The sequence below is a fragment of the Bacillus cereus group sp. N6 genome (assembly GCF_016483705.1).
GTDB lineage: Bacteria > Bacillota > Bacilli > Bacillales > Bacillaceae_G > Bacillus_A > Bacillus_A wiedmannii.
The window spans coordinates 39,378-60,236 of record NZ_JAEHBI010000036.1; the positions used below are offsets into that span (position 1 = coordinate 39,378).

Here is a 20,859-nt window from a genome sequence, read left to right on the forward strand (position 1 = left end):
CTTATTTTAATACATACACCCACTCAATTGTATCTCCTGGTTTAACTGTTACTACACCTGCACTATGGTTTGGAAACGCACCGTTCACACGATATTTCCATCCACTAGTATCTGTAATATCTTTTTCATATAAATCATTAATACCTTTTACATAAATATCACCTTTAGAGCCCATTGCATCCACATCTAAACCTGTACGCTGCAATACTTTATAAACAGTATCGCCTTCTTGTACATCCATTTTTTTCGCACCTAATAAGTACCCTTTATCACCTTTTACTGAGATAGTGACTTGTTTTGGTTTTGGTATTACTGGATCTGGCACTGGCGGTACTGGATCTGGTACCGGTGTTGGTGGCGTTGGTACAGTTGCTTGTTGCTCTTTATTCGGATCAACCTTCTGCTCCTGCTTCGGTGTTTCTTCCGGCTGATTCACAACCTTCGCTTCTTCTTTTATTTCTTGCGCTTTCGGTTGTTTCTCTTCTTGTGCTTTTTGCTGTTCTGGTTGCTTTGTAGCAGGCTGTTCCTGAGGTTTCTCTTCTTTCTTTACTTCCGGTTGTGCCTGTGCCTTTTCTTCTTTCGGCTTCTCTTCTACTTTTTGCTCTTGTTTCTCTTTCTGCTCTTCTTGCTGCTTTTGCTCTTGTTCAGCTTGTTTTTCCTCCGGTTTTTCTTCCGGTTTCGCTTCATCTTTTTTCTCTTCTTGTTTTGCTACCTCTTCTTGCTTTGGTTCTACTTTCTTCTCAGGCTTTACAGCTGCCTCTTCACACCCGGCAAGTAGCCCAAGTGAAAGCATTAAAGAAATAAACCATTTCATCTTACTCATGTTGTCTCTCACCTTTCATATTAAAAATTAGGAGCAAATGATTGCTCCTAATTTTTGTTAAGCTGCTTTACGTCTCCATAATACATATGCAGAAGCAATACATAATACACCCATACCTACTTCTGTAGCTGCACTATGAGAAGATGCTCCTGTTTTTGGTAACGTACTACCGTTTCCTGACTTTTTGCTTTTAACTGGTTCGTTATCGACAACAACTTTTAGCGTGTCATCTTTCGTTTCTTGTTGTACTTGTTTTTGTTCTTCTGGTTGCTCAGTAACTTCTTTTTCTACTACAATATTTTCTGCATCCACATTTGGTTTCGTATCAATTTCAGGAACAGATACAGTTGACCAGTCATAAATCGATTTTCCAAGATCTTTAAACTGAAGTAAAGCTAAGAATGCTTGCTCTGTAGCCATTCCGCTACCGTTTTGATCACTTGGTAACCATTTGAATTCACCATTTGGAAGTTGGTATGACAGTAGATTTTGCATTGCCTTATGTAGACGATTTTGATCTACATCTTGTACAAGAGATAATCCAATAATTGCTTGTGCAACACAATTAGAATTTTCTTGTCCATCAGCAGAAAAACCACCGTTTTCTAGCTGTTCGTTATATAAATAGGCAACAGCCTTTTGCACAGCGGGTTTCACATCTTCTCGTTCTTGATAAGGAGCTAATGCTGATAAAACCATACCTGTTACATCAACGCTACTAGCACTGTCTTTACTGCTTGCGCTATCGTAAGTCCAGCCACCATCTGTATGCTGTGAGTTTAAAAGCGCATCTACTAAAGCAACTCGATTCCATTTTGAATTCACTGGCACTTCATATTTCTTCGTATCAAATGCAAGTAAAGCAAATGTATAACCTGTAACAGAATTCACTTTATCTGATTCGTACAATTTTTGAACTAAATTATGTTCGCCAACCTTTGTAGGGTCTGCTTGCATTGCATTCATCATAATAATCGTTCTAGCTAAATCTGTCGCTGAAAAACGGTTAATGCGCTTTTCTACTTTTTCAGTTACTGACTTAACATAATTTAATTTCGCCTCAATTGGAACATTCTTTCCAGAACGAGAAAGGCCTAAAGCTACCCAATCACTTTCAATTCCATCTTGTAACATCTTTTCAGATGTCTTAAAGATCGCGTCATTTACTTGTGCTACTGGAACTTGAATGTTCTCTTGCTTTGGTTGTTCTACCTTTTCATCATTTGTTTTTGGTTCTTCTGGTTTTTCTTGTTTTGGATCATCTGTCTTTGGTTCTTCTGGTTTTTCTTGTTTTGGATCATCCGTTTTTGGTTCTTCTGGTTTTTCTTGTTTTGGATCATCTGTTTTTGGTTCTTCTGGTTTTTCTTGTTTTGGATCATCTGTTTTTGGTTCTTCTGGTTTTTCTTGTTTTGGGTCATCTGTCTTTGGTTCTTCTACAGTTTTACAAGTACCAAATTTATCTAATGTTTGCTGTAATGTTTCCTGGCTCATATTGCTCCAGTCTGCAACAAAACGAAAGACAACAACATCTCCAGACTTTAATTTATAACTATCTGCTCCAACTTCTGCAGATTTATCATTTACATCATACAACCAGCCGCTTGTGTCCCCAGCCATTAAGCCGTCAATGCCTTTAACATACGTTCCAAACGACATCGTCTCTGCTGTTACTTTGTCCCCCATGACTTTTTGCAGCAAACTTAAAGCTGTTTCCCCATCTGTAATTTGCTCTTCTTTCGGGCATAACATAATGCCCTTTTGTGATTCACCAATAATTGCAAGTTTTGCTGTATTTCCTTCAGCAAACGTAATATGTACTGTATTCGCAAAAGAAACAAATACGAGTGTAACTGCCATTAACGACGTAAGCAGCCATTTTTTCAACATTGCCATCCCAAAATTTCCTCCCTTACTACTATTTACACAAAAAAAGGCCCTTCAAGGGCGTGCAATTGACACTCTTTTTTTGTAAGTGTCGAACAAACTGTGCAACACCTCCTACCCGCATCATTCGCGGCTATATTTGTATAGGAAAAATAATTTTGTTTATGAACGTATCATTGTGATAACATTCACTTTTCTAGGCAAAACTGACTTCCATTCAAGTTATCGTAAAACGATAAACCTATACATTCTGTTAATTATAAATTTCTGTATCATTTTACTATTGACAAAGAATTTTGTCCATGCTTTATCGGATTTATTTTCTAAGAATAGTAGTTTACTATCCTTTAACGATGCAAACTCTTTTCACTAATAATGACGCCATCTTCATCCGCATAAACATATTCATTCGGCTTCCATTCTACTTGTCCAAATTGCAATGAAATACCACGCTCTCCTTTTCCTTCTTTTATACTTCTATTTGGCATCGTTCCTAACGCTAAAATACCAATATTAATATTCTTTAGTTCACTAGAATCACGAACATATCCATTCACAATAATTCCTGCCAGCTTTCTTTCTTCTGCAATAGCTGCCAAATTATCGCCAAGTAACGCACAATTCGTAGACGCTTCGCCATCAACGACTAATACCGTTCCTTCTGGTAATGTTTGCAATCCTTCCTTCACTAGTACGTTATCATCCTTCACTTTTACCGTTGCAATTTTCCCGTGAAATTGTTCTTTCTTCCCAAAAGACCGAAAAGACTGGCGACATATTTGTAAATCCTTTTCAAACTCATCACATAGATCCGTAGTTTTCCACATCTTTTTCCCTCTTTTCCTTATTCTTTCTATATAACATATTCTTTGATTTTTTTCGTTTCCCTGTCTAATGTTGCAAGAATTTGTATGTGTAAGAAAAGGATAGAAAAACTATTGCCTTAAGAAGCCACCTTTATTATAATCTATTTCACAGATAAGATTCAGAATATTGAAAATTAACTAGGTGAAAAAGGAGGTTTTTTATGCAATTACATACCGATGTAAAAAAACAGCCGAGTAAACGAAAGTTTAAAATGCCTGACGCGTACGTACTACTATTTTTTATTGCCTTACTTTGTGCCATTGCTACATATTTCGTTCCTGCTGGGGAGTTTAAAAGAGTTACAAACAGTACTGTTACAACGACAATACCAGGAAGTTATCATTCTGTTCCACAATCGCCGGTAGGATTTGTTTCTTTTTTTACCGCTATTGAAAAAGGAATGACACTTGCTGCTCCTATCATCTTCTTAATTTTATTTACAGGTGGAGCCATCGCCATTCTTGAAAAAACAGGCGCTCTTGACGGTTTAATCTATCATGTTATTAACAAATTTCGTAATCAGCAATTACTTTTCATTTGTATTGTCGCTGCACTCTTTTCTATTCTCGGAACGACTGGTATTATCGTTAACTCAGTTATCGGCTTTATCCCCATCGGTATCATCGTTGCACGCACATTAAAATGGGATGCTATCGTCGGTGTAGCAATTATTTATTTAGGCACTTATGCTGGTTTTAATGCTACTATTTTATCTCCCTCACCTTTAGGCATTTCACAAAAAATTGCAGAACTTCCGATGTTTTCGGGGATCGGTTTACGCACGGCAATTTATATCTCTTTTTTAATTGCTACCATTTTATATATTAATTGGTACGTAAAACGTTTGAAGAAATCGAATAAAGGAAGCATACTCGGAGATAACTGGTTTCCAAGTAATGCTCTTTCAAGTGAGAAAGAACTAGAGAAAACTGAAGTTCCTTGGACAATACGTCACAAATTAATTTTACTCGTTTCAGCTTTATCATTAATTGTATTTTTAATAGGCGCTTTTCGTCTACATTGGACTGACGCAGAAATGACCGCTACTTTTATTTTCATAGCAATTACAGCTGGAATAATAGGTGGTATGAAAGCGAACGATATCGCTTCTACTTTTCTAGCAGGCTGCCAAAATCTCATATACGGTGCTTTGATCGTCGGAATGGCTCGTTGTATTTCAGTCATTTTAGACCAAGGCAAATTATTTGATACAATCGTTAACCAACTCGCACAGTCTCTCGAAGGACAAAGCCCTGTATTTGGCGTTATCGGCATGTATGTAAGTAGTGCCGCATTACATTTCCTCATTTCATCCGGGACAGGAGAATCTGTTATTTTCATTCCGATATTAGCTCCATTAGCTGATTTCATGCACATTACACGCCAAGTTACAGTACAAGCTGTTATGCTTGGAGAAGGTGTAGTGAACTGCCTCAACCCAACTTCCGGTGTTTTAATGGGAGTACTCGCAGCGAGCGGCATTTCTTACGGAAAATGGATTCGATTTATGGCTCCACTTGCATTCATTTGGTTTATCATTGGACTTATTTTTCTTATTGTTGGTGTGAATATTGAGTGGGGACCGTATTAAAAGACTCATATTATACTTTACTTAATAAAATATCGATTCTATTCTCCAATCCTATAAAAATCACTTATTCTAGTATAGATATAAACAGGGATTGATCATAGTGATCAATCCCTTCTCTCAAAGTAAAATACCTTTAAGTATTTTACTTCCAAATTTTATTTACCCATTCCGGATGATCAATAAAAGGATTACGATTATGTTGATATTTCGTAAAAATCACTTCATTACGCTTTCGCTCTAAATCATCTACAGGGTCTTGTTCATTCCATTTTAGTAAAACGGATAGTTTGCCCATGTATGGATCTTTATTGTTATTCACCTTTTCATTTAATTCTAAGTCTATTTCGCCGTTGTCTCCTTCATAACGAACAGCCATGTAAAATAGCATTCTAGCGATATCTCCTTTTACACTATCACGAGGTTCCCAAGAATCACTATCATATTTACATTCTGTCGCTTCCGAATGATTCACACCACCATTATCAAAATCCAGATTTCCACGTGAGCTATTTACAGATACATCCGTCGCTCTTAAATGATGCAAATCTGTTCCAGCTCCTGCAGTCGTTCCAAAATCACCGTGAGATTTTGCCCAAACATGCTCTCGGTTCCAATTATCAACTCCTGAACCATTCGTAAGTTTCCCTTGCGAACGCCCAGTATATAAGAGTATCACATTGTTTTTATTATTTGGATCTTCATCAGTATCTCTTAGTGCTTCCCAAACCGCACTGTATGATAACTTTGTATGATCATCAATAATATTATGAAGTTCCTTCTTTAACTCTAAACCCGTTTTTCCTATTGCATTATTATAATATGTATCATCATAGCTTTTTACAGTAATCTCTTGTGGTGATGCAGAAGTTACTTCACCGTGTATGATATCTGTGAATGATAGAGATGCAGTACTTAAAATAAAAAATGAAGATAGTGTAACCATAGCAAGCTTTGTATTTCGAAACTTCATATACCCATTTCCCCTTTAACATATAATTTGAAGCCATTAACTAAAAAATGCTTTCTAACCCCCAAAAACTTTTAGAAAGCCATACCCATCCTTTTCTTTTTATTTAATACAAAACTCTATTGAGTCTGTATTATTTCCACACTTTTGGTTTATCTACTTCTCAAGGAATATCCTTCTCTAGTAAAGATTATTAAAATATTCTTTACAATTAAAAAGTAGTTTAATGTTAACTTATAAATTTCAATTTTTTCATGCAATTATGCATATTTGATAAATCGTTCGACTTTTCCTTTTTCTATAATTGTCTTTATTTTTTGGTGTAAAACCCTTCTTCCTCTGAAAAATAAGTACAAAAATAGATTGGATACCATGTAAGGCACCAATCTATTTTAATTAAAGAAACTTTGGTAATTCTGAGTTCACAACACATTGCGCAGTAATGATAACATTTTTATATTGAGACAGAACTACTACTATTTATTTGGTATCGAATCTATATACTTTTTAACTACTTCATATACATATTCTTGATTTGCCGCCGCTGTATTTGGATTGTATTTTCCGCCGTTTGTTTTATTGTTAGATAATACTCGAATCCCTAAAAATGGTACGTCATAAGCTTTTGCGATTTGCGCTGCGGCAGCACCTTCCATTTCTTCAACAGATGTACCGTATTTTGTATGGAACCATTTAATTCTATCAACTTCATTATTCCAAAGATCTGCTGAACCTATAGTCCCTTCAACCACTTTACCTTTTGTATATTTATCTTTTACCGCATTAGCTGCTGCAAGTAAATCCTTATCTCCCTCGTAGTATCGGATTTTCTCAGCATTTGGATCTTCTCCTGCACTTCCTTCAGAAGCCATTAAGTCCATTGAAATCCATTTTGTCGGTTCAATCCCTTGATTCTCATCCATATTTGTTGTTTTTAATGAACCTATGTTTGCTACTTGTTTTCCTAAAACAATATCAAATACGTTTAAATTTGGATCGTGTCCACCTGATGTTCCTTGGTTAATAATCGCTTTAGGCTTATATTTTTCAATAGCCACTGCTGTAGCAGCTGCTGTATTTTCCATTCCTTTACCTGTTTTCGCTACGATTACAGGATAATTGTCGACAGTGCCTTTATAAAATACGAAAGTTCCAGACTTTTCTTCTTTCACATTTTTTAACCTTTTTGCAAACTTCTCAGCCTCTATCGGCATTGGCCCTTGAATTAAAATAGGTTGTTGATTACTTTTTGCCTCAACTTGTTTTGGAGTCACATTACATCCCGCAAGTATTGATAATGACAATCCAACAGTAGTTACTAGGGCAGCACATTTTTTCAACGTATTCTTCTTCATAAATAATCTCCTCTTTTTCTTGTTGTTTTCTATACTCGATGCTTTTAGTCCAAACAAAAAAGTTCTAGAAATTGTAGAAGAATCTCTACTTTCTAGAACTACGGTAGTCAAAGTTAATTAAGCACATGCAAAATTATAAATCGGTAGCGTACATTACATAGCACGGCCGAATACTTTAACCCGTAGTCCAGTTCTTTCATTGGGAACTAGGTAGAAACGCTCGGACCATATTACCGAGTATATACGAGTGATGATGTGTAAAATTATTATATTGGTAATATATCAAACTTTTAGTGTGCATGCAATCTAAATATGAACATTTTAACTAAAAATAATTAAAATGTTCGTTTTTACACAAAAAAGATGATATTATTCATTTTCCAGCGGATAATATCACAAAAAAACTTACAATCAAAAACACTAAACTATAGTCATGATATGAACTCACTTTTGGTTTCCGATAATTTTTTTGTATTATTCTTTATGAAATGAACAACTAAGGCGATTAAAGGAAAAGCTGCTCCAATGAGTAAAGTTACTTCACTATTAAATTTATAGTACGTATAACTTCCACCCCATGAACCAAAGGCTCCCCCCAAAAAGAAGATGGTCATATATAATCCATTCAGTCTGTTTCTTATCTCGGGATTCAAACTAAAGATAACTTTTTGACCTAATAATAAATTTCCTGCTACACCAATATCGATGCTAATGCCTGAAATAAGTATTAAAATCACACTAAACAGTGAATGATCTTGAACAAAAAATAGTAGTACAACAGATAATAGTACGAGCACCATTGATAGATTAGTCATTGTAAACATATAACCTTTATCTGCTATTTTACCAATAGTAGGAGTTAATACAGCTCCAGCTATTGCAACAAATCCAAACAATGCAATTTCATTATTTGAGAAATGTAATGGCTCCGACCTTAATAAAATGGGAATAACTGTCCAATAAAGGCTAAATGTTGCGAATAAGCATGCATGATAAAAAGCTCGTTGTTGTAACGGAGAAGTATGTATGAGTAGTTTTACCATAGAAGCTATTAAATTTGGATATAACATGTTACTAGTCGATACCACTTCATAGTTGGGTAAAAATTTTATAATTAACAGTAAGACAGCAACTAAGACTATTAATGAAAAAAGAAATACCATTCTCCAGCCAAACCATTCAGCTATTCCGATCGATAATGGGCGAGCAATCATAATCCCAATCAATAAACCACTCATTACTTTACCGACATATTTCCCCGTCTCTTCAATAGGCACAATCCTCATTGTTAGCGGAACTAACATTTGAGCAGCACAGGCTCCAATGCCAATTATAGTTGTTAATAGTAAAAAAACAATTCCATTTGTCGAAATTAACGCACCAATTAATGAAAGAATAGTAAGCCCGATAAGACCCCCTATTATTTTCTTACTTTTAAATAAATCTGCCATTGGTACGATAAAAAACAATCCCAATCCATAACCAATTTGCGTAAAAGTAGTGAGCAATCCAGATAAATCAGAGGAGATATTCAAGTCCTTTGCAATGAATTGTACAATTGGTTGCGCATAATAAATATTTGCAGCAAGTGAGCCACAACTAATCGCTAAAATAAATATTAGAAAATTTGTCTTGTTATTCAACTTTACCATTCCTTTCTTTTTTTGGAACGTTCATTCCTAAATCATTAAAAAAAGAAAGACTATAGGTCTGCAATAGTCTTATCCACTAGGCGATAGGCTAAATTTTTTTCTTTTTTATATTTGGACATTATATTCAAGCTGTGGTTTAAACTTAATAAAGAATATGCAACTAATTCAGTATCAGCCTCTTGTGAAATTTCGCCTTTCTTTTTTCCTTCTTCGATAACTTGCTTAAATACTTTTTCAAGTTCATTAAAATCATTTATGAGTATCTCTTCTATGGAAGGATCAATTTGTCCAATAAGCAGTGAAGAATTTGTTATAATACAACCTTTTGGAATTTCATCTGAATAACATTTTTCAATATGTTGATAAAAAAAGGATTGAAGTGATGCTTTTGTGTTTATACCACTAAAAAGTAAATTTCTCTTTTGAGAGCCATAATTTTTATAATGTTCCAAAACTAGTTTAAATAGTGCATCCTTATCTCCAAAACTATCGTACAGAGTAGAGCGACTTATACCCATTGTCTCAATAAGCTCTGAAATATACGTAGCATCATAACCTTTCTCCCAAAATAAATGCATCGCTTTATTTAAAGCATGTTCTTTGTTAAAACTAATCTTTCTACCCATTTAACAACACCCCCTATTATATAATTTAGTATAAATTTTTCGGAACGATAAGTCCATAAAAACATTTCGAAACTAAGCCTTCTGTTAAAGAGTTATATAAATTTATTAATAAAAATCAAAAACACTTGAAGTTGACGTTGGGTCATTTTATATACTGTTAAGTAGCTACTATTTAGCAATTTCATAAAAGAAATTAAAAAAATAGGAGGTTTTTAGATGAAGCAAGGCGATATTATTATTTATGGATGCGTCATTATAGGTGCAGGGATCGGAATGACATTGGATCATGCCTTTCCTGGTGTACTAATTGGGCTAGGAGCAGGATACTTACTTAAAAACATTTTTAGTAAAGAAAAATAGATGTGGTTTGAAGAAAATAATCGTTAACGATAAAATCTTAACGTACAGAAAGGTAGGTTTATCCGTTGATACACATTAATAAAGTTGGAGAACTGACAGGCGTTACAGTAAGGACACTGCGTTATTACGATAAAATCGGATTATTAAAACCAGCATCCAAAACAGAGGGTGGCCATCGTTTATATACAAATGAAGAAATAAAAAAATTACAGCAAGTTCAATTTTTAAAAAAGGTTGGATTTCCGTTACAAGAGATTAAAAATATGCTCGACTTCAATGAGTGGAATTGGTCGGATAGTTTACAGAGTCAATTATCTTATGTCATAAAAGAGCAGGAACATTTAAAGAAAATAGAATTATCCTTACGGGAATTGATAAATGGAATTGCGATAGAAGGAGAAGAAAGCTGGATTGCGATTCAGAAGATTATGCAATTATCCAGCAAAGATAAAGATATACAACAGTATTATCGCGAATCTGTATTTAAAGAAAAAGAAATAAAACTATTGGAAAAGGTTCCCAAAATGGCAAGTGACTGTTCTGATTCACTTGAATGGATTGCTCTCATCGGCCAGTTAAAGCGTTATATGAAGGACGGTCCAAAAGCAACAAAAGTTCAAAATATCATAAGAAGAATGGAGGAAAAACGCTTAGAAGAATTTGAAGGTGAGGATGAATTTCTAAATAAGCTTTGGGAGATAAGGATGTCTCCCAAACAATCAGAGAAACTTAGTTTATATCCAATTGATCAAGATGTGCTTCAGTTTATGAACGAGGCATATGCCATTTTTATGACTGAAAAAAATAATCCTGAGCCGAAATAAGGGGGAAAGCACGATGGGTACAGAACACCTTCTCCTAATAGGCGGATTAGCTATATTGGACACGCTAAGCCCTACTACAATAGGAGTAACAATATATCTACTTTTAACAGATAAAGAGCGTCTCACGAAACGTTTATTCGTTTATTTATTGACGGTAGCTGGATGTTATTTTGTTGTTGGAGTTTCACTCATGCTAGGATTAGATTTTTTGTTTGAGATTATTTCTGGCGTATTTCAAAACCAAATCGTAAGCTGGACGTTCTTTATTATTGGAGCCCTATTATTCATCGCAAGCTTTTATATTCCACCAAAGAAAAGTTCAAAGCTCCCTTCACCAAAATCAAATAGCATTCTTTCAATAATTGCGCTCGGATTCACTACTACATTAATTGAAGTGGGAACTGCATTCCCTTATTTTGCAGCAATCGGCATATTAACTACTTCTAATCTATCATGGATAGAATGGTCTTCTATTTTAGCTGGATACAACTTTATCATGGTATTGCCCTCTCTCTTGCTGTTTCTCCTCTATCTCCTATTTGGTCGATGGATGCAAAAATCTCTCGAGAGGCTTCGAATGAAAATCGCTAATCATTCAGGATCAGCTCTGTCATGGATTATGTGTATAGTTGGCTTCCTCCTAATATTAAATAGCCTGGATTATTTATAGGGGGTTATATAATTGTTCTAACTTTACTTTGAGCCTACACCTATATTGATTTAGATAAAAGTTTTGAAGCGGAATATGAATTTATACTTCGAACCTTATATAAACACCCCTATACAGAATTTAGTAGTATATTGAATTGATTAAGAGGATTTACTATAGCAATCTAATAACAAAAGCTTATTATCTTACTATAGAATGTACGGTCAGGGAGATATGCTTGAAACTACTAAAGAACTTATACCTATTATTAATCTAAACCAATCCGTCTTTTACAGACAGTTACTCTCCTTTCCATCTCCCTCATATTCACTTAATGTTGATGCAGGGATCTTATGCGAGATAAAACGCGCATCCATCCAATTTACAATTATTCCTTCCAACTCTGGATGAAGCGGCTTATCTGCACTTTCCGTATAAATCTTTTTAAATTGTAACGCTTTAAAATCTCCTTCAAAATACTTTAAGGTATGATCCATATTTTTTATTACGTATACTTCAGAATCACCTTGTACATAATCACCAATTCTCTTCGCTTTTTCAGGATTCGCCTGAAAATCTTTATCACCAGCAATTGCTAGTACTGGACATGTTACTTGTTGTAAATCTTTATAAATATCATGCTGAAAATGCTCTCTATACCATTTTGCGTTCATCGGTTTAAAACCAACTTTAATTGTATCTTTTTCTGTATTCATCATTTTCTCTTTTATTTTTCCCATCTGCTTCTCTCCACGTTTCTCCACATTGAGAAGGCGCATTAGTTTTCCCTTTATTCCCTTTTGTTCTTTTAATTCTTTATAAGCAATTTCTCTTTGTCTTTTCGTAGCTTCTTCTAATGATTCCGCAGCTCCTGTAAGAAGTATGAGTCCATTAACTGGTGTTCTTGCGTTTATTACACTTGCTAACATACACCCTTCACTATGACCAACTAAAATGATATTTTCCGAATCAACAAATGGCTGTTCTTTTACATACGTAATCATAGCCTCTATGTCATTAACTAAATCCCACATTCCAGTCTTCTGAAATTCCCCTTCACTCTTTCCTACCCCGCGCTTATCAAAGCGGAGCGTTACTACTCCAAGTCTCGCTATTACATGTGCTAAATCTTTGTAAATATTCGACGCAAGCTTTAACGGTACAATCATTCCATCACGATCAACTTCTCCAGAACCAGCGATAATGACAACAGCAGCATACTTCCCGTCAGCTTTCGGTTTAGTAATCGTGCCTTGCAAAGTAAATTCACTATTTATCGCTACTTCATATTCGTCAAAGGTCATCATATTTGTCCTCCCTCTAATCTGTTATATCCAATTTAAATTTCAAACTCGCTATTATATTTTTGTACTCTTTTACATCTTTCATCGATGCGAAAATGGGGTTCTCTGCAATACCTTGTAGCATGCTTCGCTTTATAATATCCTCATTTCTAACCGTTTTAGCGCCAAGCGGAAATTCTGCAAACCATCCATCAATCGCATCAAAATATGAATCGCCGTGTAAATGCAGACTATTTATTGTAAAGCTAGACGCACAAACCGCTGCATATTTCCGTAACATTTCTAATGCTCTTTCAAAATTCCCTTGCATACAATATACTTGTGCAGCAGCATAGTATACTTTTAAAGTCATATTGGGATGTAATGTTTCTATTTCATATATATCTATTAACAGGAAAGCTCTATTTAAAATTACCTCTACCTTTTCAGTGTTTGAAGCATTTACTACTACATAATTCGGTATCGTCGCAACGAGGTGTATTAAATGTTGGTACATACTAATTTGCATCATTTCATTCGCCTTTTCAGCATTTCCAAGCATTTGATACGCTTGTGCGATTAAATCCTCTTCTGGAAAATTAGGACGTATCGTTTCACCAAGTAATTGAAGCACCTCATTTGGTCTATTGAATATAAGATAGCAAGTTGCTTGAAACGATACCGCCTCTTTCACAAGAGAAACATCATCACTCTCTTCCTGCACCCTGCTAAAGAGATACATTGCCTCTTCTAACAGTTCAGTTCTTTTATCCGTATCCTCTGTTAACATGTGGTGATTAATAAAAAGTAGTCCCATTTGAAGTAATAACGGAAAACAAGAATAATATTTTTTAATTATTTCTCCGCACTCCTTCATTACTTCATCAAACGGTTCTTCACTAAAAGCTTCCGCTAGCCTATGATATAAATCTCTAATATCTTTCTGTCCCATTTGCGGTGTATAACAGATTAGTTCATCTATACTTATATTAAAGTACGATGCTAACAGTGGTAAAAATGTAATATCCGGATAACTCTGCCCCGTCTCCCATTTAGAAACCGATGCCTTCGTAATACCGATATACGCCGCTAACTCTTCCTGTGTAATTCCCTTTTCTTTTCTCTTATCCGCAATAATTTTATGAATATGAATTTCTCTCACTGTATCACCTCATACTTTTATTATATGTACTATATTCTATACAAAATATGGATTTAAAGTCGACTTTCGTTAACAAAATCAACTGTTAGGAAACATCTCTCTAAAATGAAAGGCAGGAACATATTTGATATGCTCCTGCCTTTTTATTGTGGGGTACCGATACATAGCCATCTAACTAAGATTTTGAAGTGCTTCAAAATCAAAACTTTCATCTCACCACCGTTTTCTATGAGAATCCAGTGAACAGCTTATTTACATAATTTTTGAAAGCGGAAGTTAAAAATTCTTAGTTTCTGACTCAATTAAAGCACTACATTAATCTAGAATTTCAAGTGATTTCAATTTTTCAATTATCATTGACTTATATTTGATAGCTTCATACTGTGAATTATCAATTTTTGTCTTTTTTATATTTAACATATTAAATATTTCTCTTTCAATATCTCTTCTTGCTTCTAAAACTTTAATTGTTCCGTCTAAACCGTGATAGCCTTTCATTTTCCCATACCCTTGATTTGTATAATACTCAATAAATCCAGCAGACCATTCTTTATCTCTTTCATTAAATACCTTTCTGAATGAGAATTCCAAATCATCTTGTTCTATATATAACAATACTGGATCTAATTTTTCTATGATTTTCGCTAATGCATTAATATAACTTATAACTTTCTCTTTTTTTTCACCATATTTAACCATCCCGATTGTTAATGGATTTTGTATGAAGCAACATTCAAAAATATAAATTTTATTTTCGTTGTTGGCTATTTTAACAAAATCCCTCCATTTTTCAGTTATTAATTCAATATTCCTCTCTAGCGGTAATTCATATATATCATTTTTGAAAATGGTATTTAATAAATTTTCAGGAAAATTAGAGCTGTATTCATTTTTAATTTTTTTATATGGCAATAAATAATTGTTTTCTCGCTCCGTGACTCTATCACTAATTACTTCCTTAAAATTACCACTATTCACTAACAAACTTTCGAATTCACTTTTATCAAAATAAGATACCCCATCATAATCAGCAGGGTGGCCCGGATTCCCTTCAAGAAATAACTCAGCGTCAATACTTTTTTCAATTAGAATATCGTAAAGCAAGCTTGCAGTAGTGGATTTCCCAAAGCCAGGAAGCCCTTCTACTATGATTAATTTCGTATTCAAAAAACCTACACCTTTCTAAGACAAAACGGACTAACTACCCTATAAATTATTATCTAAACTCAATAAAACTAGAACTTCTTTCCCTATCTATCATTATTTCGTTATTTCACCAAACTGCGCTCTTGTCACTTTCGCCAAGTCATCCACTTTAAGTTCAATTTGTATACCAATCTTCCCGCCGCTCACTATGATTGTTTCAAGCGATTGCGCACTCGCATCAATGCATGTTGAAAATAACTTTTTCATTCCGACTGGTGAGCAACCACCGCGAATATATCCTGACACTTTCGTAATATCTTTTACAGGAATCATTTCAATCTTCTTTTCACTAACCGCTTTTGCTGCTGCTTTCAAGTTCAGTTCCTCATCTACTGGAATGATAAACACATGATAATTTTTACTATTCCCTTGAGCGATTAACGTTTTATATACTTCTCTCACTTCTCGTCCAATTTTCTCGGCTACTGATACGCCATCAATTTTTCCATCGTCTGGATCATATGACATCATCGAATATTCAATTTTCTCTTTATCTAATATTCGCATCGCATTTGTTTTATCTTTTTTCATAGTGATCTCCTTAAACGTTTAATTCATATTATTAAGTTTTATTATACACCCATTTCTATTTCTCCTACATAACTTCACGTATATTTCAAAACTAAAAATATTGATAATTCAAAAATCTTCTGATATAATTTGGAAAAACTTATGTTAAGGAGAGATTTGTCATGCGAAATGTTAATACTTCTTTCCAACTTCATCATCATACGTAACGCCGTGTATCCGAAGGAAAATTTTTCTTCGTGGGTACAGGGCTTTTCCTGTTGACCCACGAAGCGTTCATAAAGCTATGTGGGTATTTTTATACCTGCATAGCTTTTTTTAATTTTAAAAAGGAGTGATTACAATGGAAATGAAAAATGTAAAAGGAACGAAAGACTATTTACCAGAGGAGCAAGTGTTGCGAAATAAAATTAAAAGAGCTTGTGAAGATACGTTTGAACGATACGGCTGTAAACCGTTAGAAACACCAACTTTAAATATGTATGAGCTTATGTCATATAAGTACGGTGGTGGCGATGAAATATTAAAAGAAATATATACGCTTAGGGATCAAGGAAAACGTGACCTTGCCTTACGTTACGATTTAACCATTCCATTCGCAAAAGTCGTGGCAATGAACCCGAACATCCGCCTCCCTTTTAAGCGGTATGAAATTGGAAAAGTCTTTCGAGATGGGCCCATTAAACAAGGAAGATTTCGTGAGTTCATTCAATGTGACGTTGATATAGTCGGTGTAGAATCAGTCATGGCAGAGGTGGAACTTATGAGTATGGCGTTTGAACTGTTCCGAACGCTAAACTTAGAAGTAACGATCCAATATAATAACCGAAAATTGTTAAATGGTATTCTCGAGTCCATTAACATCCCTGCTGAACGAACGAGTGACGTCATTTTATCATTAGACAAAATCGAAAAGATTGGGATTGATGGTGTACGAAAAGATGTATTAGAACGCGGAATTTCTGAAGAAATGGCTGATACGATATGTAATACCGTTTTATCTTGTCTAAAGCTTTCAATTGCTGACTTTAAAGACGCTTTCAATACTCCACTCGTTGCCGATGGAGTAAACAAACTACAACAATTACAGCAATACTTAATTGCCCTTGGAATAAATGAAAATGCTATATTCAATCCATTTTTAGCACGAGGACTTACAATGTATACAGGTACCGTGTATGAAATCTTTTTAAAAGATGGCTCGATTACATCCAGCATCGGTAGCGGTGGTCGATACGATAATATTATCGGAGCATTCCGTGGTGATAATATGAACTATCCAACAGTCGGTATTTCATTCGGTTTAGACGTTATTTACACAGCACTATCTCAGAAAGAAACAATATCATCTACAGCGGATGTATTTATCATCCCACTCGGGACAGAATTACAATGCTTACAAATTGCCCAGCAATTACGTTCTACAACTTCCTTAAAAGTCGAACTCGAACTAGCAGGACGCAAATTAAAACGGGCCCTTAATTATGCCAATAAGGAAAACATCCCTTATGTGCTTATTATTGGGGAAGAAGAACTTAGTACAGAAACCGTTATGCTGCGGAATATGAAGGAAGGTAGTGAGGTGAAGGTTCCCCTTTCTTCTTTAAATAGTTATTTATAATACGAACCACCCTCGTTTGGGTGGTTTTTCTATTTTATAGATAACGAAACCATTAGTTAACATAAAACAATTATATTCTACTAAAAATCACAAGTATTTAATATCCAATTACCTATTATTTTTGGTAATATATAGATATGAATTGTTTTAGGAGGATTTACTTTGAAAACTTACATACAAGCACTAAAGTGGACTACAGGGATCTCTCACCTATTATTACTTCCTTGTTATTATTTATTTCCAAGTTTTATTAACCTAGACGGGATACCTTTACTACTATTTTATTAGCTAACAAAGCAGGCATGAATACGTACGCTCATTATATAGGTATTATCGTTACTCTAGTTGCCTTCTTTCCTTATATAGACGTCGTTCTACATATTATAGCAGCTGTTTTCCTTTTATTAGATGCAGCTTCTACTACTAAAAAGGAAGTTTTTAATTCATAGCAAAATCAACAGCACATCCCCAGAATAGATTCACATGCATTTTAATTACAACCAAAATTTAAGAAAGTAAAAAATAAAAGGTTTCTTCACATATGGAAAACACCTTTTATTTCTACAACTCTTAACTATTATTTTTCGTATTTCTACTCTCCAAAACTTTCTCCATATTATGAGTTGCCCACTCCATCATTAATAGAATCATTGGACGTAGTGATTCACCAAGCTCCGTTAACGAATATTCTACTTTTGGCGGCACTTCACGGTATACTTCACGATGTATAATGCCATCTGCTTCAAGTTCTCTCAGCTGCAGTGTTAACATTCTTTGTGTGATATTAGGTTTTAATCTTTTTAATTCATTAAATCTCTTTGTACCATCTAATAAATGATACAAAATAACCCCTTTCCATTTTCCGCCAATAACCTCAACCATAGCTTCCACTGGACAAGAATATTTATTTAAAAATGGGTAATTTATATTATTTTCGTTTGAACAATCCATCATAAGTCCCTTCCCTTACCAATAGTATCTTTTTTGATACTATAACACATAAATGTGCGTACTTGTATCTATGTTACTTTAAAAATATAATTTACTTACAAAAATAAATTAATGAAAAGAGGAACTTTTATGACAAATACAAAACAAATTACAAAAGAGAAAATTATGGAGGCTTTCCATTTCAGACATGCATGTAAAGAGTTCGATCCTATGCACAAAATTTCAGAAGAGGATTTTCATTTCATTTTAGAAACAGGCAGATTATCTCCTTCTTCTTTTGGTTATGAACCTTGGAAATTTATTGTCGTACAAAATAAAGAATTAAGAGAAAAACTACAACCGTATTCATGGGGCGCTGGTGGGCAACTTGCAACAGCTAGTCACTTTGTCATTGTTCTTTCAAGAAATATTAAAGATATGCATTATGATGCAGAGTATATTAAACATATGATGAACAATATTATTGGATTACCTGAAGACACTCAAAAAATTAGATATGAATTCTTCAAAAAGTTCCAGGAAACAGATTTTAACTTATTACAATCCGATCGTGCTGTATTTGATTGGGCATCTAAGCAAACTTATATTGCTTTAGGTAATATGATGACGAGTGCAGCTCAAATCGGCATTGATTCTTGTCCAATAGAAGGATTTGATAAAGAGAAAATAGATTCTTTACTTCGTCAAGAATGCATTATAAAAGACGATAATCTTGAAGTATCTGTTATGGTTGCCTTTGGTTACCGTAAAGAAGAGCCAAAGCGTGATAAAACAAGACAAACTATGGATACAATTGTTGAATGGATTAAGTAATATAGCACTCACAAATAAAACTCCTTCTAGCTAAATACTTATTCTATTGAAGAATCAGTTGTTTTTCTAATGTATGAAATTGATTTTTTATGGAAAGATATGTTAGTATGTATACAGTTTGAGCGCTCTATTTTTTAGAGTCGAACAGGAGGAGAATGGATATGTCTGATATTGAAGTTGGCGAAGTGTTTACTCTCAGTGATGAGAATAATGAGGATCAGGAAGTAGAAGTACTCGGAGCGATGGATGTCGAAGGCGCAGAATATATTGCAGTTGCCTTCGTAGAAGACATTCAAACAGAATCTGAGGAAGACATTGATATTTTCTTTTTAAAAGTAGAAGAAGATAATGAGTTTTCATACATTGAAAATGATGAAGAGTTTGATAAAGTATCTGCTGCTTTTGATAAAATTTTGGACGAGCAAGAGCAAGAATAATAAGAATGAAAAACACGAGGGTGGATGCATATCCGCCCTCTTTTTATTTATCACTCACCCAAAGACTTATGCAACAATTCCAGTACATCTTTCATCACAAATGGCCCGTCTTTTTTCACATGCTCAGCGAATTCAGAAACGAGATGTAATGTTCTTACACTTTCAATTGGATGCTCGCCTGATGCACTTTCAGCAGAAAGCATAACAGCGTTCGTTCCGTCCAGTACAGCTTGAAACACATCGGTTACCTCAGCCCTTGTTGGAATAGAATGATCTACCATAGATTGAAGCATTTGTGTCGCTGTAATAACATATGTATTCGTTCGATTACATTCCTGAATCATCATTTTCTGCAAGAGCGGAATAAATTGATACGGTAACTCTACTCCTAAATCACCCCTTGCAATCATAATTCCGTCTGCTTCTTTACATATATCTTGAAAATTCTCGATCGCTTCCATCGTTTCTATTTTGGCAATTACATTAGGTGACGTTTCTTTGTACTGTTGTATATAATCTCGTATTTCTTTTATATGACTAGGTTTCCGTACGAAAGAACATGCGATAAAATCAACATCCTCTTCTAGAAGAAACTGAATGTCTTTTTTATCTTTCTCCGTAATAGCTGGTAAACTAACGATTGCCCCTGGTAAGTTCACCCCTTTATGAGATGAGATATTACCACCTATTTTGACCTTTGTTTCTATTTTATCCGCACTTACCGTTTCAACGATTAACTCAACTTCTCCATCATTAATTAAAATTCTACTTCCAACTTTCACATCATTCGTGATTCCTTCATAATCAACATTTGCTTCTCTATTGCTCCCTGTAACTGCTTGCGTATGTAAAATAAAAGAATCTCCCGCCTGAAGTGTAATTTGTTCTCCTTTTACTTCACCTAACCTTATTTTAGGACCTTGTACATCGCCTAAAATTTTAATAGAATCGTCTAACGATTTGACTAAACGAATGATGTCTTTATGACTTTCATGCGTGCCATGTGATAAATTCAAGCGCACTATTTTCATACCATTGTTTATTAACTGCGCTAACGTTTCTTTATTATTACTTGCTGGCCCAATTGTACAAACTCGATCGATTGTCATTTTTATCACCATCCTTTTTCGTTAGGTTTCCCATAAACTTTACTTACACTCTCAATACAAAAAAGCCTACTTCCACTGAACTGCACCCCAATTGTTAGACACAGTCTAACAATTGGAGGTGCAGTTTTTTGTATGACAAAATTTACGAAGG

20 protein-coding genes, 1 pseudogene and 1 riboswitch are annotated in these 20,859 nt (G+C 34.6%); of the genes and pseudogenes, 8 read left to right on the forward strand and 13 right to left on the reverse strand.

The annotated features are described in order from the left end of the window. Position 1 precedes the first annotated feature (1 nt). From JDS99_RS21710 to rraA, 3 genes are all read right to left on the reverse strand, one after another. Positions 2 to 823: a DUF4430 domain-containing protein gene (locus JDS99_RS21710; RefSeq protein WP_199695697.1), complete on the reverse strand. Its 822-nt coding sequence runs from the start codon at positions 821 to 823 to the stop codon at positions 2 to 4. Between the two features lie 57 nt (positions 824 to 880). Further along, positions 881 to 2,716: a DUF4430 domain-containing protein gene (locus tag JDS99_RS21715; RefSeq protein WP_199695698.1), complete on the reverse strand. Its 1,836-nt coding sequence runs from the start codon at positions 2,714 to 2,716 to the stop codon at positions 881 to 883. Between the two features lie 338 nt (positions 2,717 to 3,054). Continuing rightward, on the reverse strand, positions 3,055 to 3,534 hold the full coding sequence (gene rraA / locus JDS99_RS21720) for a ribonuclease E activity regulator RraA (protein WP_088064029.1): 480 nt from the start codon (positions 3,532 to 3,534) through the stop codon (positions 3,055 to 3,057). A gap of 200 nt (positions 3,535 to 3,734) precedes the next feature. Between rraA and JDS99_RS21725 the strand changes: the two genes are divergently transcribed. Beyond that, positions 3,735 to 5,165, forward strand: a complete 1,431-nt coding sequence (locus tag JDS99_RS21725; RefSeq protein ID WP_199695699.1) for a YfcC family protein — start codon at positions 3,735 to 3,737, stop codon at positions 5,163 to 5,165. A gap of 142 nt (positions 5,166 to 5,307) precedes the next feature. Here the strand turns inward: JDS99_RS21725 and JDS99_RS21730 are convergent, their stop codons facing one another. From JDS99_RS21730 to JDS99_RS21745, 4 genes are all read right to left on the reverse strand, one after another. Further along, positions 5,308 to 6,135, reverse strand: coding sequence for an endonuclease I family protein (locus JDS99_RS21730; protein ID WP_199695700.1), 828 nt, complete (start codon positions 6,133 to 6,135; stop codon positions 5,308 to 5,310). Positions 6,136 to 6,608: 473 nt separating this feature from the next. Beyond that, positions 6,609 to 7,487, reverse strand: coding sequence for a 5'-methylthioadenosine/S-adenosylhomocysteine nucleosidase (locus tag JDS99_RS21735; protein WP_199695701.1), 879 nt, complete (start codon positions 7,485 to 7,487; stop codon positions 6,609 to 6,611). A 163-nt stretch (positions 7,488 to 7,650) separates the two neighbouring features. After that, a riboswitch (purine riboswitch) is annotated at positions 7,651 to 7,754 on the reverse strand. A gap of 164 nt (positions 7,755 to 7,918) precedes the next feature. Further along, entirely contained in the window at positions 7,919 to 9,139 is a 1,221-nt protein-coding gene (locus JDS99_RS21740) for an MFS transporter (protein WP_199695702.1), read from the reverse strand. Positions 9,140 to 9,189: 50 nt separating this feature from the next. After that, a complete protein-coding gene (locus tag JDS99_RS21745) occupies positions 9,190 to 9,765 on the reverse strand; it encodes a TetR/AcrR family transcriptional regulator (protein WP_088064033.1) in 576 nt (191 codons plus the stop codon). Between the two features lie 216 nt (positions 9,766 to 9,981). On the opposite strand from JDS99_RS21745, the gene JDS99_RS21750 reads away from it, so the two are divergent. The 3 genes from JDS99_RS21750 (at position 9,982) to JDS99_RS21760 (ending at position 11,619) form a co-directional block, all read left to right on the forward strand. Beyond that, positions 9,982 to 10,125, forward strand: a complete 144-nt coding sequence (locus JDS99_RS21750) for a hypothetical protein (protein ID WP_179196846.1) — start codon at positions 9,982 to 9,984, stop codon at positions 10,123 to 10,125. 65 nt (positions 10,126 to 10,190) lie between these two features. Then, positions 10,191 to 10,949 carry a MerR family transcriptional regulator gene (locus JDS99_RS21755; RefSeq protein ID WP_088609515.1) on the forward strand — a complete coding sequence of 253 codons (759 nt, stop codon included), beginning with the start codon at positions 10,191 to 10,193 and terminating at the stop codon, positions 10,947 to 10,949. A gap of 13 nt (positions 10,950 to 10,962) precedes the next feature. Beyond that, positions 10,963 to 11,619 carry a GAP family protein gene (locus JDS99_RS21760; protein WP_088064035.1) on the forward strand — a complete coding sequence of 219 codons (657 nt, stop codon included), beginning with the start codon at positions 10,963 to 10,965 and terminating at the stop codon, positions 11,617 to 11,619. 269 nt (positions 11,620 to 11,888) lie between these two features. On the opposite strand, the gene JDS99_RS21765 is transcribed toward JDS99_RS21760, so the two are convergent. The 4 genes from JDS99_RS21765 to ybaK all read right to left on the reverse strand — a co-directional run bounded on the left by JDS99_RS21765 (position 11,889) and on the right by ybaK (position 15,780). After that, positions 11,889 to 12,905 (reverse strand): alpha/beta hydrolase family protein, encoded by a 1,017-nt coding sequence (locus tag JDS99_RS21765; RefSeq protein WP_142291781.1) that lies wholly within the window; start codon positions 12,903 to 12,905, stop codon positions 11,889 to 11,891. A gap of 13 nt (positions 12,906 to 12,918) precedes the next feature. Then, positions 12,919 to 14,043 (reverse strand): helix-turn-helix domain-containing protein, encoded by a 1,125-nt coding sequence (locus tag JDS99_RS21770; RefSeq protein ID WP_199695703.1) that lies wholly within the window; start codon positions 14,041 to 14,043, stop codon positions 12,919 to 12,921. A 315-nt stretch (positions 14,044 to 14,358) separates the two neighbouring features. After that, entirely contained in the window at positions 14,359 to 15,210 is an 852-nt protein-coding gene (locus tag JDS99_RS21775; RefSeq protein WP_199695704.1) for a P-loop NTPase family protein, read from the reverse strand. Positions 15,211 to 15,303: 93 nt separating this feature from the next. Then, positions 15,304 to 15,780: a Cys-tRNA(Pro) deacylase gene (gene ybaK, locus JDS99_RS21780; protein WP_098857647.1), complete on the reverse strand. Its 477-nt coding sequence runs from the start codon at positions 15,778 to 15,780 to the stop codon at positions 15,304 to 15,306. A gap of 340 nt (positions 15,781 to 16,120) precedes the next feature. Between ybaK and JDS99_RS21785 the strand changes: the two genes are divergently transcribed. Then, the gene (locus tag JDS99_RS21785) at positions 16,121 to 17,398 is read left to right on the forward strand and encodes a histidine--tRNA ligase (RefSeq protein ID WP_199695705.1); all 1,278 of its coding nucleotides are present in this window, start codon (positions 16,121 to 16,123) and stop codon (positions 17,396 to 17,398) included. Positions 17,399 to 17,560: 162 nt separating this feature from the next. Then, positions 17,561 to 17,847, forward strand: a pseudogene (locus JDS99_RS32065) (hypothetical protein). A 121-nt stretch (positions 17,848 to 17,968) separates the two neighbouring features. Here JDS99_RS32065 and JDS99_RS21795 read toward each other — a convergent pair. After that, entirely contained in the window at positions 17,969 to 18,349 is a 381-nt protein-coding gene (locus JDS99_RS21795; RefSeq protein ID WP_000340656.1) for a winged helix-turn-helix transcriptional regulator, read from the reverse strand. A gap of 129 nt (positions 18,350 to 18,478) precedes the next feature. On the opposite strand from JDS99_RS21795, the gene JDS99_RS21800 reads away from it, so the two are divergent. Both JDS99_RS21800 and JDS99_RS21805 read left to right on the forward strand, forming a co-directional pair. Then, positions 18,479 to 19,162, forward strand: a complete 684-nt coding sequence (locus JDS99_RS21800; protein ID WP_199695707.1) for an NAD(P)H-dependent oxidoreductase — start codon at positions 18,479 to 18,481, stop codon at positions 19,160 to 19,162. A gap of 155 nt (positions 19,163 to 19,317) precedes the next feature. Beyond that, positions 19,318 to 19,599 (forward strand): DUF1292 domain-containing protein, encoded by a 282-nt coding sequence (locus JDS99_RS21805; RefSeq protein ID WP_002008111.1) that lies wholly within the window; start codon positions 19,318 to 19,320, stop codon positions 19,597 to 19,599. Positions 19,600 to 19,649: 50 nt separating this feature from the next. Here the strand turns inward: JDS99_RS21805 and JDS99_RS21810 are convergent, their stop codons facing one another. Further along, positions 19,650 to 20,720 (reverse strand): pyruvate kinase, encoded by a 1,071-nt coding sequence (locus JDS99_RS21810; RefSeq protein ID WP_199695708.1) that lies wholly within the window; start codon positions 20,718 to 20,720, stop codon positions 19,650 to 19,652. Between the last annotated feature and the right edge of the window lie 139 nt (positions 20,721 to 20,859).

Coding starts and splice junctions, on each gene's coding strand:
- JDS99_RS21710 (WP_199695697.1), bottom strand. CDS start 823: ATGAGTAAGATGAAATGGTTTATTTCTTTAATGCTTTCACTTGGGCTA.
- JDS99_RS21715 (WP_199695698.1), bottom strand. CDS start 2,716: ATGGCAATGTTGAAAAAATGGCTGCTTACGTCGTTAATGGCAGTTACA.
- rraA (WP_088064029.1), bottom strand. CDS start 3,534: ATGTGGAAAACTACGGATCTATGTGATGAGTTTGAAAAGGATTTACAA.
- JDS99_RS21725 (WP_199695699.1), top strand. CDS start 3,735: ATGCAATTACATACCGATGTAAAAAAACAGCCGAGTAAACGAAAGTTT.
- JDS99_RS21730 (WP_199695700.1), bottom strand. CDS start 6,135: ATGAAGTTTCGAAATACAAAGCTTGCTATGGTTACACTATCTTCATTT.
- JDS99_RS21735 (WP_199695701.1), bottom strand. CDS start 7,487: ATGAAGAAGAATACGTTGAAAAAATGTGCTGCCCTAGTAACTACTGTT.
- JDS99_RS21740 (WP_199695702.1), bottom strand. CDS start 9,139: ATGGTAAAGTTGAATAACAAGACAAATTTTCTAATATTTATTTTAGCG.
- JDS99_RS21745 (WP_088064033.1), bottom strand. CDS start 9,765: ATGGGTAGAAAGATTAGTTTTAACAAAGAACATGCTTTAAATAAAGCG.
- JDS99_RS21750 (WP_179196846.1), top strand. CDS start 9,982: ATGAAGCAAGGCGATATTATTATTTATGGATGCGTCATTATAGGTGCA.
- JDS99_RS21760 (WP_088064035.1), top strand. CDS start 10,963: ATGGGTACAGAACACCTTCTCCTAATAGGCGGATTAGCTATATTGGAC.
- JDS99_RS21765 (WP_142291781.1), bottom strand. CDS start 12,905: ATGATGACCTTTGACGAATATGAAGTAGCGATAAATAGTGAATTTACT.
- ybaK (WP_098857647.1), bottom strand. CDS start 15,780: ATGAAAAAAGATAAAACAAATGCGATGCGAATATTAGATAAAGAGAAA.
- JDS99_RS21785 (WP_199695705.1), top strand. CDS start 16,121: ATGGAAATGAAAAATGTAAAAGGAACGAAAGACTATTTACCAGAGGAG.
- JDS99_RS21795 (WP_000340656.1), bottom strand. CDS start 18,349: ATGGATTGTTCAAACGAAAATAATATAAATTACCCATTTTTAAATAAA.
- JDS99_RS21800 (WP_199695707.1), top strand. CDS start 18,479: ATGACAAATACAAAACAAATTACAAAAGAGAAAATTATGGAGGCTTTC.
- JDS99_RS21805 (WP_002008111.1), top strand. CDS start 19,318: ATGGATATGTCTGATATTGAAGTTGGCGAAGTGTTTACTCTCAGTGAT.
- JDS99_RS21810 (WP_199695708.1), bottom strand. CDS start 20,720: ATGGTGATAAAAATGACAATCGATCGAGTTTGTACAATTGGGCCAGCA.